The 14,937-nt window shown below is 69.9% G+C and carries 9 protein-coding genes; 6 read left to right on the forward strand and 3 right to left on the reverse strand.

Going from position 1 to position 14,937, the window contains the following annotated elements; translation table 11 throughout:
• Window positions 1-35: 35 nt before the first annotated feature.
• Both NW895_RS18160 and NW895_RS18165 read left to right on the forward strand, forming a co-directional pair.
• Entirely contained in the window at window positions 36-275 is a 240-nt protein-coding gene (locus NW895_RS18160; protein ID WP_289936752.1) for a heavy-metal-associated domain-containing protein, read from the forward strand.
• A gap of 50 nt (window positions 276-325) precedes the next feature.
• Complete coding sequence (locus tag NW895_RS18165) at window positions 326-2,563, forward strand: heavy metal translocating P-type ATPase (RefSeq protein ID WP_289936753.1); 2,238 nt, start codon at window positions 326-328, stop codon at window positions 2,561-2,563.
• A gap of 530 nt (window positions 2,564-3,093) precedes the next feature.
• On the opposite strand, the gene NW895_RS18170 is transcribed toward NW895_RS18165, so the two are convergent.
• The gene (locus NW895_RS18170; RefSeq protein ID WP_289936754.1) at window positions 3,094-3,597 is read right to left on the reverse strand and encodes a hypothetical protein; all 504 of its coding nucleotides are present in this window, start codon (window positions 3,595-3,597) and stop codon (window positions 3,094-3,096) included.
• 212 nt (window positions 3,598-3,809) lie between these two features.
• Between NW895_RS18170 and NW895_RS18175 the strand changes: the two genes are divergently transcribed.
• Entirely contained in the window at window positions 3,810-6,197 is a 2,388-nt protein-coding gene (locus tag NW895_RS18175; RefSeq protein WP_289936755.1) for an LPXTG cell wall anchor domain-containing protein, read from the forward strand.
• A gap of 107 nt (window positions 6,198-6,304) precedes the next feature.
• Here the strand turns inward: NW895_RS18175 and NW895_RS18180 are convergent, their stop codons facing one another.
• Entirely contained in the window at window positions 6,305-7,594 is a 1,290-nt protein-coding gene (locus tag NW895_RS18180) for a citrate synthase (protein ID WP_289936756.1), read from the reverse strand.
• 274 nt (window positions 7,595-7,868) lie between these two features.
• Entirely contained in the window at window positions 7,869-10,127 is a 2,259-nt protein-coding gene (locus NW895_RS18185; protein WP_289936757.1) for an ATP-dependent RecD-like DNA helicase, read from the reverse strand.
• 225 nt (window positions 10,128-10,352) lie between these two features.
• Here NW895_RS18185 and NW895_RS18190 point away from each other — a divergent pair, with 225 nt between their 5' ends.
• The 3 genes from NW895_RS18190 to NW895_RS18200 are packed head-to-tail and all read left to right on the forward strand — an operon-like array spanning window position 10,353 to window position 14,894.
• Window positions 10,353-11,390 carry a LacI family DNA-binding transcriptional regulator gene (locus tag NW895_RS18190; RefSeq protein WP_289936758.1) on the forward strand — a complete coding sequence of 346 codons (1,038 nt, stop codon included), beginning with the start codon at window positions 10,353-10,355 and terminating at the stop codon, window positions 11,388-11,390.
• Complete coding sequence (locus NW895_RS18195) at window positions 11,387-12,955, forward strand: sugar ABC transporter ATP-binding protein (protein WP_289936759.1); 1,569 nt, start codon at window positions 11,387-11,389, stop codon at window positions 12,953-12,955. The genes NW895_RS18190 and NW895_RS18195 overlap by 4 nt, the downstream gene beginning before the upstream one ends.
• A complete protein-coding gene (locus NW895_RS18200) occupies window positions 12,945-14,894 on the forward strand; it encodes a substrate-binding domain-containing protein (protein WP_289936760.1) in 1,950 nt (649 codons plus the stop codon). Before NW895_RS18195 ends, NW895_RS18200 begins: the two co-directional genes overlap by 11 nt.
• The last annotated feature ends 43 nt before the right edge of the window (window positions 14,895-14,937 follow it).

A 14,937-nucleotide genomic window follows, 5' to 3' on the forward strand; every position in this document is an offset into this window, starting at 1 on the left:
CGCAGTCCCACCCGCCTCGACGAGGGAGTAACGACATGACCGCACAGACCGACACCCCTGGCTCCGTCACCACCGTCTACAAGGTGAGCGGGATGAGCTGCGGACACTGCGAGGGTGCCGTCTCCGGCGAGATCTCCGAGATCCCCGGAGTCAGCTCCGTGACGGCCGTCGCCGCGACCGGCGAGGTCACCGTCGTCTCCGCGGCGCCGCTGGACGAGGAGGCCGTGCGTGCCGCGGTCGACGAGGCAGGTTTCGAGCTGGCCGGCAAGGTCTGAGGGGCACACCGCCCTCAGGCAGCGCGTCGAGCTTCTGGAGTCCGAAAGACATGACCAGCACCATCGCAGGAACCCCCACGGACACCGCGCCGGACCTCTCCGAGGTCGAGCTGCTCATCGGCGGGATGACCTGCGCGGCCTGCGCGGCCCGGGTCGAGAAGAAGCTCAACCGCATGGACGGCGTCACCGCCACGGTGAACTTCGCGACCGAGAAGGCCCGGGTCACCTATCCCGCGGGCACCGAGGTCGCCGATCTGATCGCCACCGTGGTCAAGACCGGCTACACGGCCGAGGAGCCGCAGGCCCCGGCCACCGAGGACGAGGCGCCCGAGGAGGACCCGGAGCTGTCGTCGCTGCGCCGGCGGCTCACCGTCTCCGCCCTCCTCGCCGCCCCCGTGGTGCTGCTCGCCATGGTCCCGTCCCTGCAGTTCGACAACTGGCAGTGGCTCTCGCTCACCCTCGCCTCACCCGTCGTCGTCTGGGGCGGTCTGCCCTTCCACCGGGCCGCCTGGACGAACGTCCGGCACGGCGCGGCGACGATGGACACGCTCGTGTCGCTCGGCACGCTGGCCGCGTTCGGCTGGTCCCTGTGGGCGCTCTTCCTCGGCGACGCGGGCATGCCGGGCATGCGGCACGGCTTCGAGCTCACCGTCGCCCGCGCGGACGGCGCCTCGACGATCTACCTGGAGGTCGCCGCCGGGGTCACCGCCTTCCTCCTGCTCGGCCGCTATCTGGAGGCCCGCTCCAAGCGCCGCGCGGGCGCCGCTCTGCGGGCACTGATGGAGCTGGGCGCCAAGGACGTGGCCGTACTGCGCGACGGGCGCGAGGTGCGGATTCCGGTGGCGCGGCTGGCCGTCGGCGACCGGTTCGTCGTACGGCCCGGCGAGAAGATCGCCACCGATGGCACCGTGGTCGAGGGCACGAGCGCGGTCGACGCCTCCATGCTCACCGGCGAGTCGGTGCCCGTGGACGTGACGGCCGGAGACACCGTCACCGGCGCCACGGTCAACGCGGGCGGCCGGCTCGTCGTCGAGGCCACCCGGGTCGGCGCCGGCACCCAGCTCGCCCGGATGGCGAGGCTGGTGGAGGACGCGCAGAACGGCAAGGCCGAGGTGCAGCGCCTCGCCGACCGGATCTCCGGGATCTTCGTGCCGGTCGTGCTGCTGATCGCGGTCGCCACCTTCGGCGGATGGCTCGGCGCCACCGGCGACACGGCCGCCGCGTTCACCGCGGCCGTCGCCGTGCTGATCATCGCCTGTCCGTGCGCGCTGGGCCTGGCCACGCCGACCGCGCTCATGGTCGGCACGGGGCGCGGGGCCCAGCTCGGCATCCTCATCAAGGGCCCGGAGGTACTGGAGTCGACGCGCCGAGTCGACACGGTCGTCCTGGACAAGACCGGCACGGTCACCACGGGCCGGATGACCCTCCAGGAGGTGTACGCCACCGAGGACACCGACGAGAAGCAGGTGCTGCGCCTCGCGGGCGCCGTCGAGCACGCCTCCGAGCACCCCGTGGCCCGCGCGGTCGCCGCGGGCGCCGAGGAGCAGGTCGGCGCCCTGCCGGCCGCCGAGGACTTCGAGAACCTGCCCGGAAGGGGCGTACGCGCGCGCGTGGAGGGCCATGAGGTGGCCGTGGGGCGCCTCTTCGAGGAACTCCCTCAGGAGTTGGCCCGCGCCAGGGAAGAGGCCGAGAGAGGCGGTCGTACGGCCGTCGTGGTCGGCTGGGACGGGGCGGCGCGGGGTGTCGTCGCCGTCGCGGACGCGGTGAAGGAGACCAGCGCCGAGGCGGTGGCCCGACTGCGCGGGCTGGGCCTGCGGCCCGTCCTGCTGACCGGCGACAACCGGCTGGTCGCCGAGTCCGTCGCCCGGGCCGTCGGCATCGACGAGGTGATCGCCGAGGTGCTGCCCGAGGACAAGGTGAACGCCGTCAGGCGACTGCAGGCCGAGGGCCGTACGGTCGCCATGGTCGGCGATGGCGTCAACGACGCCGCCGCCCTCGCCACCGCCGATCTGGGTCTGGCGATGGGCACGGGCACGGACGCGGCGATGGAGGCGGGCGACCTGACCCTGGTGCGCGGCGACCTGCGGGTGGCCGCGGACGCGATCCGGCTGTCCCGGAAGACCCTGGCGACGATCAAGGGCAACCTCGTGTGGGCCTTCGGCTACAACGTGGCCGCGCTGCCGCTGGCCGCCGCGGGGCTGCTCAACCCCATGATCGCGGGGGCCGCGATGGCGTTCTCGTCGGTGTTCGTGGTGACGAACAGCCTGCGGCTGCGGGCATTTCGCTGAGGTCTCGAAGTAAGAGGCCCTCTGGAGTCGGGTACGAAACTCACATAAGCTCTTCACAAGGCTCGCGCATCATCCTTACGCTTGGGTCCCGTAAGCCGTATCGGGGCTCTTGCGTATCTAACGGACATATGCAAGAGACGCAGATCACAGTGATGTGAACGTAACCATCGAAGGGGTTCGAAGGTCTAAGTTGACGATGTCGGGCAGCGTCTTGGGGGGCGCTTCCTGGCATCTGGGGATGTCTTGGGGGACTTCCTCAGAGATGCGTTGCCGGGACACGTACACCGGGAAGCTTTGAGCGGCCCTCCCGGGCGTGCGCTGTCCCGGCAGACCGCACACAGCACGAGTGGGACGAGTTTTGCTCGTTCTGCTCGCACAGCGATTCAGGCGCTGTCCTCACAGACGCCCGGCCGGATCCCGTGGGGGGAATCCGCACCGGGACATGGGAAGGCGCCCTGGTCGCCGGCCCGTGGGGGGACCGGCGCCGGGGCGCCTTCTGCTACCCCTCCGCCGTCCGCTCGTGTCGCGTCTCAGTCCGCGTCGTCCGCGAACGCCTCAAGTACGTCGGCCAGGTGCACCTCGACCGGTTCGCCGAGTTCGTCCGTCTCCCAGAAGAGCTGGTTCAGCAGGCCCAGCGGATACAGGTAGTCGCCGTCCTGGAAGTGCGGCCGCCCCAGGTGCGGGGTGTCACCCACCTCCTGAACCCCCGGTTCGAACATCCGCTCAGGGATACGGTCGTCGGAGGTGAACGGGTCGTAGCGCCACACCGCGTCCGGTGCGGACCGGCGGATCACTTCCCCGATGTACCAGACGGCACCCTGCACGAACTCCCCCGAGCGTGCGGCGGCGATCTCCTCCTGGGCGGCGAAGGTCCGCCGCACGAGCTCCTCCAGCGCGTCCAGCGACTCGGGGCTGAAGTTCCAGTACTCCGGCGCGCCGGTGTCCCGCGCCCACCGCTCGAATCCCGCGGCCCGCGTCTCCAGCCACGCCACCAGCTCAGGGTGCCTGTCGGGGGCCGGTTCCGTTTCCGTCATGCGGGCCACTGTAGGTCAGCCTGCGGGCAGTGATGTGAACTCTCCACCGTGCCTTGGGATTTGCGTGGGTGACTCTGTGAAGCCCGTGTGGTGCCGGGGGGTTGACGCATTACTGTGTGCCGCGCGACGCCCAAGTCACGGGGGCCTCATGCGCCGCACCTTCACCCCCTCATGCCCCCACGCAACGAGGGAACACCGACATCTTGAGTCAGTTGACCACCCCTTCGCGCCCACGGCACCTGTTCGGTCGCCTGGCGGTGGCGATCACCGCCGCCTGCGCGATGAGCCTCTCCGCACTGCCCGGCCTGCAGAGTGAGGCCGACGCGGCACCCGCACCCAACCGCTGCGACGAGAAGTGGCTGGGCCGCAAGTACGACGCCCCGGTGGCGGGCTCCGGCATCCAGGGCAGGAACCAGCCCTACAGTGTCAGCCCCGAGAGCCAGTGGGACGAGTACTTCTACGACAACCCCTCCAAGGCCTTCGACGGGCTCAAGGCGCCCACAGCGCAGCAGAAGAAGCTCGCCGGGAAGACCGAAGCCGACATCAACAAGTGGAAGAGGCAGTACGAGAGGACCGGGAACATCAAGTACCGGGTCCTGGAGATCTACGCCCGGTACAACTTCCAGCTCTCCTCCGGCGGCACTCCTGTCCGCGACTTCTCCCGCTGGCTCGACATCAAGCTGATCGGCAACGAGACCAACCGGACCAGGGGCAACGGGTTCGAGGCCAAGGTCGTCCGTGACTTCAGGCTGGTCGGACCGGACTGGATCTGCCAGAAGGAGGTCCCGGTCAGGGACCCCAAGACCGGCAAGCAGCTCATCGACCCCAGGACGAACAAGCCGGTCTTCCGCCGGTACGACGCGTACAACGCGCGGACCAAGGAGTTCGTCGAGTTCAAGTCCAACGGCAAGCACATACCGCGTCAGTTGCGCAACGACGCGATGGTGCTGCGGGACCCGGCCTACAAGGACCACAAGCTCCGTCTGATCACCGGTGAGAAGACCACCAGGAACACGATCAGGAAGTTCGGTGCCCTGAACCGGCAGATCCAGCAGGAGACGGGCAGGGCCAACCAGGTCACCATCCGTGAGCAGCGCTCCACCGGCGTGCCCCGGTACCAGCCGAACCAGTACACCCGCTACGACAAGCTGATGAACCCCGACCCCAGCCGGGTCGGCTCCCGCGGCCCGATCAACGACGCGGCCTGGCGTTCCGCCGACACCCCGGAGCAGGCGCGTCAGCTGCAGCGTCAGTACAACGCGGCCAACACCCGCGGCGGCTTCGGCCGCGGTCCGGGCGGCGTGGACTTCTCCACCCTGGAACTCCAGTACGTCGGCAACCCCGTCAAGGGCAAGGGCCTCGACTACTCCTTCAAGGCCGACTACGTCGAGGACGAGGACACCAACCCGGGCTGGGGCGGCAGGGCCAGGCTCCAGCTCGCCTCCGACGCCCTGTTCACCTGGCTCGCGCTGCCCCCGGACAAGTTCTGGGTCAACCTCAACCCGGACCAGCCCGACAAGGTCATGGACAAGACGTTCGGGACCACCGACGCCGGCCGGGTGCTTCTTGAGGCCGACCTGGAGATGAAGCACGACTACGCCAAGGACATGGATCCCCGCCGGGAACCCGGCAAGTCGTACTGGGACGCCATGCGCGCCGCGGGCGTGCCGTGCAGCCACAGCCTCCGCAACTGGATCGTCCCCAAGACCGCGAAGGTCCGCGTGGACGACAACGGCATCTACATCCTCGATGCCCCGCTGGAGGTCAAGTCCGAGCCGATGAAGATCGACACCCCCAGCCCGAACGGCAGGTGCGAGCTGACCGACGCCCAGGTCAGGACCTCCCAGCGGCTGGTGAACCAGTACGTCATCCCGGACGTCGAGCGCAAGGTGAACACGCACCCGCGCTACGCCGACCTGCGCCGTGTCTACAACTCGCGGGTGGCGGCGGAGTACATCCGCCAGCAGGACCAGGACCACCCCACCGACTTCCGGAAGATCATCAACAGCAACGACGTCAGCCGGTGGCCGCTGCGCGGCGCGAACAAGGGCTGGACCCCGCGCCAGACCTACGACGCCTACGTGAAGTCCTTCACCAAGGGCGACTACAGCTACCCGTGCGAGATCGACGGGCAGCAGAAGACCTGCGTCATGGGCGGTGTCGACTTCTCCAAGGCACCCAGGCGCAACATCAGCAGGGTCCAGTTCGACCTGGAGAACCCGCGTCTGGACAGCACCACCAAGACCTCCGTCCGCGCGGAGACCTCCTACCGGGACACCGAGACCTCCTACCAGGGCGGTAACGGCTCGGGCCGGACCGACAACGGTGGCGGTGGCGGGACCGGCCCGACGCCGCAGCCGACCCCGACCGGCACGGGCAAGCCGACCGACCCGGCCTCCCCGTCGGCCACGCCGAGCCCGGCGCCGAGCACCTCGGCGCCCACCCCGGCCCCCACCCCCCGGCCGAAGGACCCGGACGGCGACCTCGCCGACACCGGCTCCGGCACACCCGTCGGCCTGATCGCCGGGATCGCTGCGGCCCTGGCAGTCGCAGGCGGTTCGCTGGTGTGGTGGATGCGCCGCAGGAAGGCCATGGAGTAACCGGCGTGGAGTGACCGCCGTGGGGTGACCACAGCCTGCGCCGCACGTGCACGAGGCCCCGTTCCCGCTCACTGGAGCGGGGACGGGGCCTCGGGGTTCGCTGCGCCTCAGCGCTCCTCGACGGGAACGAAGTCGCGCTGGACCACGCCCGTGTAGATCTGGCGCGGGCGGCCGATGCGGGAGCCCGGCTCCTTGATCATCTCGTGCCACTGGGCGATCCAGCCCGGCAGCCGGCCGAGGGCGAACAGGACCGTGAACATCTCGGTCGGGAAGCCCATGGCGCGGTAGATCAGGCCCGTGTAGAAGTCCACGTTCGGGTAGAGGCTGCGCGAGACGAAGTAGTCGTCGGAGAGCGCGTGCTCCTCCAGCTTCAGCGCGATGTCCAGCAGCTCGTCGGACTTGCCGAGGGCGGACAGCACATCGTGCGCGGCGGCCTTGATGATCTTGGCGCGCGGGTCGAAGTTCTTGTAGACCCGGTGGCCGAAGCCCATCAGGCGGACGCCGTCCTCCTTGTTCTTCACCTTGCGGATGAAGGAGTCGACGTCGCCGCCGGAGTCGCGGATGCCCTCCAGCATCTCCAGCACGGACTGGTTGGCGCCGCCGTGCAGCGGGCCCCACAGGGCGTTGATGCCGGCGGAGATCGAGGCGAACATGTTCGCCTGCGAGGAGCCGACCAGTCGGACCGTGGAGGTCGAACAGTTCTGCTCGTGGTCCGCGTGCAGGATCAGCAGCTTGTCCAGGGCGGAGACCACGGTCGGGTCGAGCTCGTACTCCTGCGCGGGGACCGAGAAGGTCATGCGGAGGAAGTTCTCGACGTAACCGAGATCGTTGCGCGGGTAGACGAACGGGTGGCCGATCGACTTCTTGTACGCGTAGGACGCGATGGTCGGAAGCTTGGCGAGCAGCCGGATCGTGGAGAGGTTGCGCTGCCGCTCGTCGAACGGGTTGTGGCTGTCCTGGTAGAACGTCGACAGCGCCGACACGACCGACGACAGCATGGCCATCGGGTGGGCGTCGCGCGGGAAGCCCCGGTAGAAGTTCTTGACGTCCTCGTGCAGCAGGGTGTGCTGCGTGATGTCGTTCTGGAACGCGGTGAGCTGGTCGACGGTCGGCAGCTCACCGTTGATCAGCAGGTAGGCGACCTCCAGGAAGGTGGAGCGCTCGGCCAGCTGCTCGATCGGGTAGCCGCGGTACCGCAGGATGCCCTGCTCGCCGTCGAGGTAGGTGATCGCGGATTTGTAGGCGGCGGTGTTGCCGTAGCCGCTGTCCAGCGTCACCAGACCGGTCTGGGCGCGGAGCTTTCCGATGTCGAAGCCCTTGTCGCCGACGGTGCTGTCGATCACCGGGTAGGTGTACTCGTTGCCGTCGTACCGCAGTACTACAGAGTTGTCGCTCACGTCTTCCCTCACCGACGTTGTGCCTCATCTTCGAGGTGCCCTGACTGTCTCTACCTTCCCCCACTCGGCTCAGGAGAGTGCACTCGGGGTCGACCATCGGGCCTATCGACGGCACTCAGTGCCGCCAACTTGCCCATCCTGCCCCCTGTGTTCCCCATCTGGAAGTGCTCTGTGACCTTCGCGACTGATGTGATCGATCATTTTTTGTGATGTCAGTCCCGAACGGGCCGTGACACCTGTCGCCAGGGGGTGTTCAGGTCTCCAGAGGGGGTGTTCAGCCTTCCAGGGGGCGGAGTGAGAGCCGGAAGTCGAGTGCCGTGCAGCGCCTGCCCGCCGACATCGTGCGCACCGCCTGTCCGATCGCTTTGCGCGAACCGACGAGGACGACCAGCTTCTTGGCGCGGGTGACCGCCGTGTAGAGCAGGTTCCGCTGGAGCATCATCCAGGCGCCCGTGGTGACCGGGATGACCACCGCCGGATACTCGCTGCCCTGGGAGCGGTGGATGGTCACCGCGTACGCGTGGGCCAGCTCGTCCAGTTCATCGAATTCGTACGGAACCTCCTCGTCCTCGTCCGTCAGCACCGTCAGACGCTGGTCGACCGGGTCGAGCGAGGTGACCACGCCCACGGTGCCGTTGAAGACACCGTTGTTGCCCTTCTCGTAATTGTTGCGGATCTGGGTGACCTTGTCGCCGACGCGGAAGACCCGGCCGCCGAACCGCTTCTCGGGCAGGTCGGGGCGGCCGGGGGTGATGGCCTGCTGGAGGAGGCCGTTCAGGGTGCCCGCGCCGGCCGGTCCCCGGTGCATGGGCGCCAGCACCTGGACGTCCCGGCGCGGGTCGAGGCCGAACTTGGCGGGGATCCGCCGGGCGGCGACGTCCACGGTGAGCCGGCCGGCCGCCTCGGTGTCGTCCTCGACGAAGAGGAAGAAGTCCTTCATGCCGTCGGTGACCGGGTGCTGACCCGCGTTGATGCGGTGGGCGTTGGTCACGACGCCCGACTGCTGGGCCTGCCGGAACACGCGCGTGAGGCGCACGGCCGGGATGGGACTGCCGTCGGCGAGCAGGTCGCGCAGGACCTCGCCGGCGCCGACGCTGGGGAGCTGGTCGACGTCCCCGACGAAGAGCAGATGCGCCCCCGGGGGTACGGCCTTGACCAGCTTGTTGGCGAGGAGGAGGTCCAGCATGGAGGCCTCGTCGACGACCACCAGGTCGGCGTCGAGCGGGCGGTCCCTGTCGTAGGCCGCGTCGCCGCCGGGCTTGAGCTCCAGCAGGCGGTGGACGGTGGAGGCCTCGGCGCCGGTGAGCTCGGCCAGGCGCTTGGCGGCGCGGCCGGTGGGGGCGGCCAGGACGACCCTCGCCTTCTTGGCGCGGGCCAGCTCCACGATCGAGCGGACCGTGAAGGACTTGCCGCAGCCGGGGCCGCCGGTGAGGACGGCGACCTTCTTCGTCAGCGCCAGCTTGACCGCGGCCTCCTGCTCGGGGGCGAGGTCGGCCCCGGTGCGGGTCTTCAGCCAGGCCAGCGCCTTGTCCCAGGCCACGTCATGGAAGCCGGGCATCCGGTCCTCCTCCGTGCGCAGCAGGCGCAGCAGCTGGGCGGAGAGGGCGAGCTCGGCCCGGTGGAAGGGGACGAGGTAGACGGCGGTGACGGGCTGCCCGCCGTCCGGGCCGGGCACCTTCTCGCGTACGACACCCGGGTCGGAGCCGTCCTCGGGGGGCGTGGCGAGCTCGGCGAGGCACTCGATGACGAGGCCGGTGTCGACCTGGAGGAGTTTCACCGCGTCGGCGATCAGCTGTTCCTCGGGCAGGAAGCAGTGCCCCTGGTCGGCGGACTGCGACAGGGCGTACTGCAGGCCGGCCTTGACGCGCTCCGGGCTGTCGTGCGGGATGCCGACGGACTGGGCGATCTTGTCCGCCGTGAGGAAGCCGATGCCCCAGACGTCGGCCGCCAGCCGGTACGGCTGGTTCTTGACCACCGAGATCGAGGCGTCGCCGTACTTCTTGTAGATGCGCACGGCGATCGACGTGGAGACCTCGACGGTCTGGAGGAAGAGCATGACCTCCTTGATCGCCTTCTGCTCCTCCCAGGCGTCGGCGATCTTCTTCGTCCGCTTCGGGCCGAGGCCGGGGACCTCGATCAGGCGCTTGGGCTCCTCCTCGATGATCTTCAGCGTGTCCAGGCCGAAGTGCTGTGTGATGCGGTCGGCGAAGACCGGACCGATGCCCTTGACCAGCCCCGAGCCGAGGTAGCGGCGGATGCCCTGGACGGTGGCGGGCAGGACCGTCGTGTAGTTCTCCACGTGGAACTGCTTGCCGTACTGCGGATGGGAGCCCCAGCGGCCCTCCATGCGCAGCGACTCGCCGACCTGGGCGCCGAGCAGCGCGCCGACGACGGTGAGGAGATCGCCGGCTCCTCTGCCGGTGTCGACGCGGGCGACCGTGTAGCCGTTCTCCTCGTTGGCGTACGTGATGCGTTCCAGGACGCCTTCGAGTACGGCCACATGCCGTTCCCCGCTCCCCGCTGGTTGAGCCATGATCCGACGGTACCGCCCGGCACCGACAACGCTCTGTCCGTGCCCTGCGGCAGGCGGATGCAGCAAGCCCGAACCGCCTCGGCCGCGCACGCGACCCTGCTCATCCGAGCACGCATCATCACGATCCGGTTTCGGCCACCACGGGGGCTTGCCTCAGCGCCGTGTAATCGATTCCAATCCTCCGTACACATCGGTGTAATCGATTCCACAAGGAGGTGGACGGCGATGGCGAGCATCAAGGACGTCGCCGCCGAGGCGGGGGTCTCCGTCGCCACGGTCTCGCGCGTCCTGAACGGCCACCCGTCGGTGAGCGAGGACGCACGCACGCGCGTGCTGGCCGCCGTCGAGACGCTGGGCTACCGCCCGAACGCCGTCGCCCGGTCGCTGCGCACCGACCAGACCCACACTCTCGGCCTGGTCATCAGCGACGTGCTGAACCCCTACTTCACCGAACTGGCCCGCTCCGTCGAGGAGGAGGCCCGCGCGCTCGGCTACAGCGTCATCTTCGGCAACGCCGACGAGCGTCCCGACCTGCAGGACCACCACATACGGAACCTGCTGGACCGCCGCATCGACGGGCTGCTGGTCTCCCCCACCGACGGCGGCTCACCGCTGATGCTGGACGCCGCGCGCGCAGGGACGCCGATGGTGTTCGTCGACCGGTGGATCCCGGGCGTTCAGGTGCCGGTGGTCCGGGCGGACGGGCGGGCGGCCGTACGCGATCTCGTCGCGCACCTGCACGGGCTCGGGCACCGGCGGCTCGCGATCATCGCGGGCCCGGCGGCGACCACCACCGGACGGGAGCGCGTGGAGGCCTTCAGGGAGGCCCTCCAGGAGTACGGGATCCACCTCCCCGACGCCTACACAGGCCAGGGCGACTTCCAGGCGGAGAGCGGGCGGCGGGTCACCGAGGGCTTCCTCGACCTGGCCGAACCACCCGAGGTCGTGTTCGCCGCGGACAACCTGATGGCCCTGGGCGCACTGGACGCCGTACGCGCGCGTGGGCTGCGGGTCCCCGACGACCTCGCGCTGGCCGCGTTCGACGACATCCCCTGGTTCGTGCACACCGATCCGCCGGTCACCGCCATCGCCCAGCCCACGGGCGAGCTGGGGCGCGCCGCCGTACGCGCGCTGGTCGACCGTATCGAGGGCCGGACCCCGGAGTCCGTCACCCTCCCCGCCCGTCTCGTCGTACGCCGCTCGTGCGGTGAGCCCGGCGAGTCCGGCGAGTCCCCCTCCCCAGTGCAAAGGAGCACGACGTGAGCAACGCGGACGAGTTGCTGCGCATCGAGGGCATCCGCAAGACCTTCCCCGGCGTGGTCGCGCTCGACGGCGTCGACTTCGACCTGCGCCGGGGCGAGGTGCATGTGCTGCTCGGTGAGAACGGCGCGGGCAAGAGCACCCTCATCAAGATGCTCTCCGGCGCCTGCACGCCCGACGCCGGGCGGATCCTGGTCGGCGGCGAGGAGGTGCGCATCAGCGGTGCGCAGGACTCCGAGCGCCTCGGGATCGCCACCATCTACCAGGAGTTCAACCTCGTTCCCGATCTGACGGTCGCCGAGAACATCTTCCTGGGGCGGCAGCCGCGCCGCTTCGGGATGATCGACCGCAAGCGGATGGAGGCCGAAGCGGCCGACCTTCTGGAGCGGGTCGGTGTGCACGTGTCCCCGCGCGCGCGGGTGCGGGAACTCGGCATCGCCCGCCTGCAGATGGTCGAGATCGCCAAGGCGCTCAGCCTGGACGCACGCGTGCTGATCATGGACGAGCCGACCGCCGTGCTCACCTCCGAGGAGGTCGAGAAGCTCTTCGCCATCGTGCGCAGGCTGCGCGAGGACGGCGTCGGGATCGTCTTCATCACGCACCACCTGGAGGAGATCACCGCCCTCGGTGACCGGGTCACCGTCCTCAGGGACGGAAAGAGCGTCGGGCAGGTGCCCGCCGCCACGCCCGAGGAGGAGCTCGTACGCCTGATGGTGGGACGGTCGATCGAGCAGCAGTACCCGCGTCAGCGGGCCGACGCCGGGTCCGCGCTGCTCAACGTCGAGGGGCTGACCCGGGACGGGGTGTTCCACGACGTCAGCTTCGAGGTGCACGCCGGTGAGGTCGTCGGCATCGCCGGGCTGGTCGGAGCCGGCCGTACGGAGGTGGTACGCGCCGTGTTCGGGGCGGATCCGTACGACAAGGGGGCCGTGAAGGTCGCGGGCGCCCGTATCCCCCGTCACGACGTCAACGCCGCCATGGAAGCCGGGGTCGGGCTCGTGCCCGAGGACCGCAAGGGCCAGGGACTGGTCCTCGACGCCTCCGTCGAGGAGAACCTCGGGCTGGTCACCCTGCGGTCCGCGACCCGCGCGGGCCTGGTCGACCTCAAGGGACAGCGGACGGCGGCCGCCCGGATCGCCGAGCAGCTCGGTGTGCGGATGGCGGGCCTCGGCCAGCACGTGCGCACCCTGTCCGGGGGCAACCAGCAGAAGGTCGTCATCGGCAAGTGGCTGCTGGCGAACACCAAGGTGCTGATCCTCGACGAGCCGACGCGCGGCATCGACGTCGGCGCGAAGGTCGAGATCTACCAGCTCATCAACGAACTGACCGCGCAGGGCGCCGCCGTGCTGATGATCTCCAGCGACCTGCCCGAGGTGCTCGGCATGAGCGACCGGGTGCTGGTGATGGCCCAGGGCCGGATCGCGGGCGAGCTCCCGGCCGCGGAGGCGACGCAGGACGCCGTGATGGCACTCGCCGTCAGCGCCCCTGCCACCGAAGCCCCCAGCACCCCGACCACCGATGCCCTCAGCACCCCGACCACCGAAGTGGAGGCCCCCCGTGGCCACTGACACGCTCAAGAGCACCGCGGGCGCGGGTGGCGCCTCGGGCGGCCTGCGCCGGCTGCTGCTCGACAACGGCGCGCTGACCGCGCTGATCGTCCTGGTCGTCGCGATGTCGGCGCTCTCCGGCGACTTCCTGACCACCGACAACCTCCTGAACGTCGGCGTCCAGGCGGCCGTGACCGCCGTCCTCGCCTTCGGCGTCACCTTCGTGATCGTCTCGGCGGGCATCGACCTGTCGGTCGGGTCGGTCGCCGCCCTGTCGGCCACCGTCCTCGCCTGGAGCGCCACGCAGGAGGGCGTGCCGGTTCTCGTCGCCGTCCTGCTGGCCATAGCGACCGGCATCGCGTGCGGCCTGGTCAGCGGCTTCCTGATCGCGTACGGCAAGCTGCCGCCGTTCATCGCGACGCTGGCCATGCTGTCGGTGGGCCGTGGTCTGTCCCTGGTCATCTCCGGGGGCTCGCCGATCGCCTTCCCCGACTCGGTCTCGCACCTCGGCGACACGCTCGGCGGCTGGCTGCCGGTGCCGGTGCTCGTAATGGTCGTGATGGGGCTGATCGCCGCGTTCGTGCTCGGCCGGACCTACATCGGCCGCTCCATGTACGCGATCGGCGGCAACGAGGAGGCCGCGCGGCTGTCCGGCCTGCGCGTGAAGCGGCAGAAGCTGGCCATCTACGCCCTGTCCGGCGTCTTCGCCGCCGTCGCGGGCGTGGTGCTCGCCGCCCGCCTGTCCTCCGCGCAGCCGCAGGCCGCCGACGGCTACGAGCTGGACGCGATCGCCGCGGTCGTCATCGGTGGGGCGTCCTTGGCGGGCGGTACGGGCAAGGCGTCCGGCACGCTGATCGGCGCGCTGATCCTGGCGGTGCTGCGCAACGGGCTGAACCTGCTCAATGTGTCGGCGTTCTGGCAGCAGGTCGTCATCGGTGTCGTGATCGCGCTGGCGGTGCTGTTCGACACCGCGCGCCGCAAGGCCGGGGCGACGCCGGTGGCGGCCGGCACGGGTGGCGACAAGGGCAGGCAGGCGGCGGCGTACGCGCTCGCGGCCGTGGTCACCGTCGCGATCGTGGGCGCCACCTCCTTCCTGCACGGCGGCTCCTCCGCCGCGAGCACTCCGAAGGTCGGCCTGTCCCTGTCCACCCTCAACAACCCCTTCTTCGTGCAGATCCGGGCGGGCGCCGAGGCCGAGGCGAAGAAGCTGGGCGTGGACCTGACCGTCACGGACGCGCAGAACGACGCCTCCCAGCAGGCCAACCAGCTGCAGAACTTCACCAGCTCGGGCCTCGGCGCCATCATCGTCAACCCGGTGGACTCCGACGCGGCGGGCCCCTCGGTGCGGGCCGCCGACCAGGCGAAGATCCCGGTCATCGCCGTCGACCGGGGCGTCAACAAGGCCACGACGGACGCGCTGGTGGCCTCCGACAACGTCACCGGCGGTGAGCTGGCCGCCAAGAGCATCGCCGAGAAGCTGGGCGGCAAGGGCAAGATCGTGATCCTGCAGGGCCAGGCCGGAACCTCCGCCGCCCGCGAGCGCGCCGAGGGCTTCGCCAAGGGCCTGAAGGCCTACCCTGGCATCCAGGTCGTCGCCCAGCAGCCCGCCGACTTCGACCGCGCCAAGGGCCTCGACGTGATGTCGAACCTGCTCCAGGCCCACCCGGACGTCCAGGGCGTCATCGCGGCCAACGACGAGATGGCACTCGGCGCGATCAAGGCGCTGGGCTCCAAGGCCGGCACGTCGGTGTCCGTGGTCGGCTTCGACGGCACGCCGGACGGCCTGAAGGCGGTCGAAGGCGGCACGCTGTACGCGTCCGTGGCGCAGCAGCCGACCCAGCTCGGGAAGATCGCGGTGGACAACGCGCTGCGGGCGTTGCAGGGCAAGAAGGTCGAGCAGACGGTGAAGGTGCCGGTGAAGGTGGTCACGAAGGAGAACGTGGCCTCCTTCAGCGGCTGAGATCGGGAAGCGGGCGGGCGGTCCTGACCACCGCCCGCCCCAC

It is taken from the genome of Streptomyces sp. S.PNR 29 (genome assembly GCF_030386795.1).
Lineage (GTDB): Bacteria > Actinomycetota > Actinomycetes > Streptomycetales > Streptomycetaceae > Streptomyces.

Excerpts from the sequence above, each read along its gene's own strand:
- NW895_RS18160 (WP_289936752.1), top strand. The coding sequence starts at position 36 with ATGACCGCACAGACCGACACCCCTGGCTCCGTCACCACCGTCTACAAG.
- NW895_RS18170 (WP_289936754.1), bottom strand. The coding sequence starts at position 3,597 with ATGACGGAAACGGAACCGGCCCCCGACAGGCACCCTGAGCTGGTGGCG.
- NW895_RS18185 (WP_289936757.1), bottom strand. The coding sequence starts at position 10,127 with ATGGCTCAACCAGCGGGGAGCGGGGAACGGCATGTGGCCGTACTCGAA.
- NW895_RS18190 (WP_289936758.1), top strand. The coding sequence starts at position 10,353 with ATGGCGAGCATCAAGGACGTCGCCGCCGAGGCGGGGGTCTCCGTCGCC.
- NW895_RS18165 (WP_289936753.1), top strand. The coding sequence starts at position 326 with ATGACCAGCACCATCGCAGGAACCCCCACGGACACCGCGCCGGACCTC.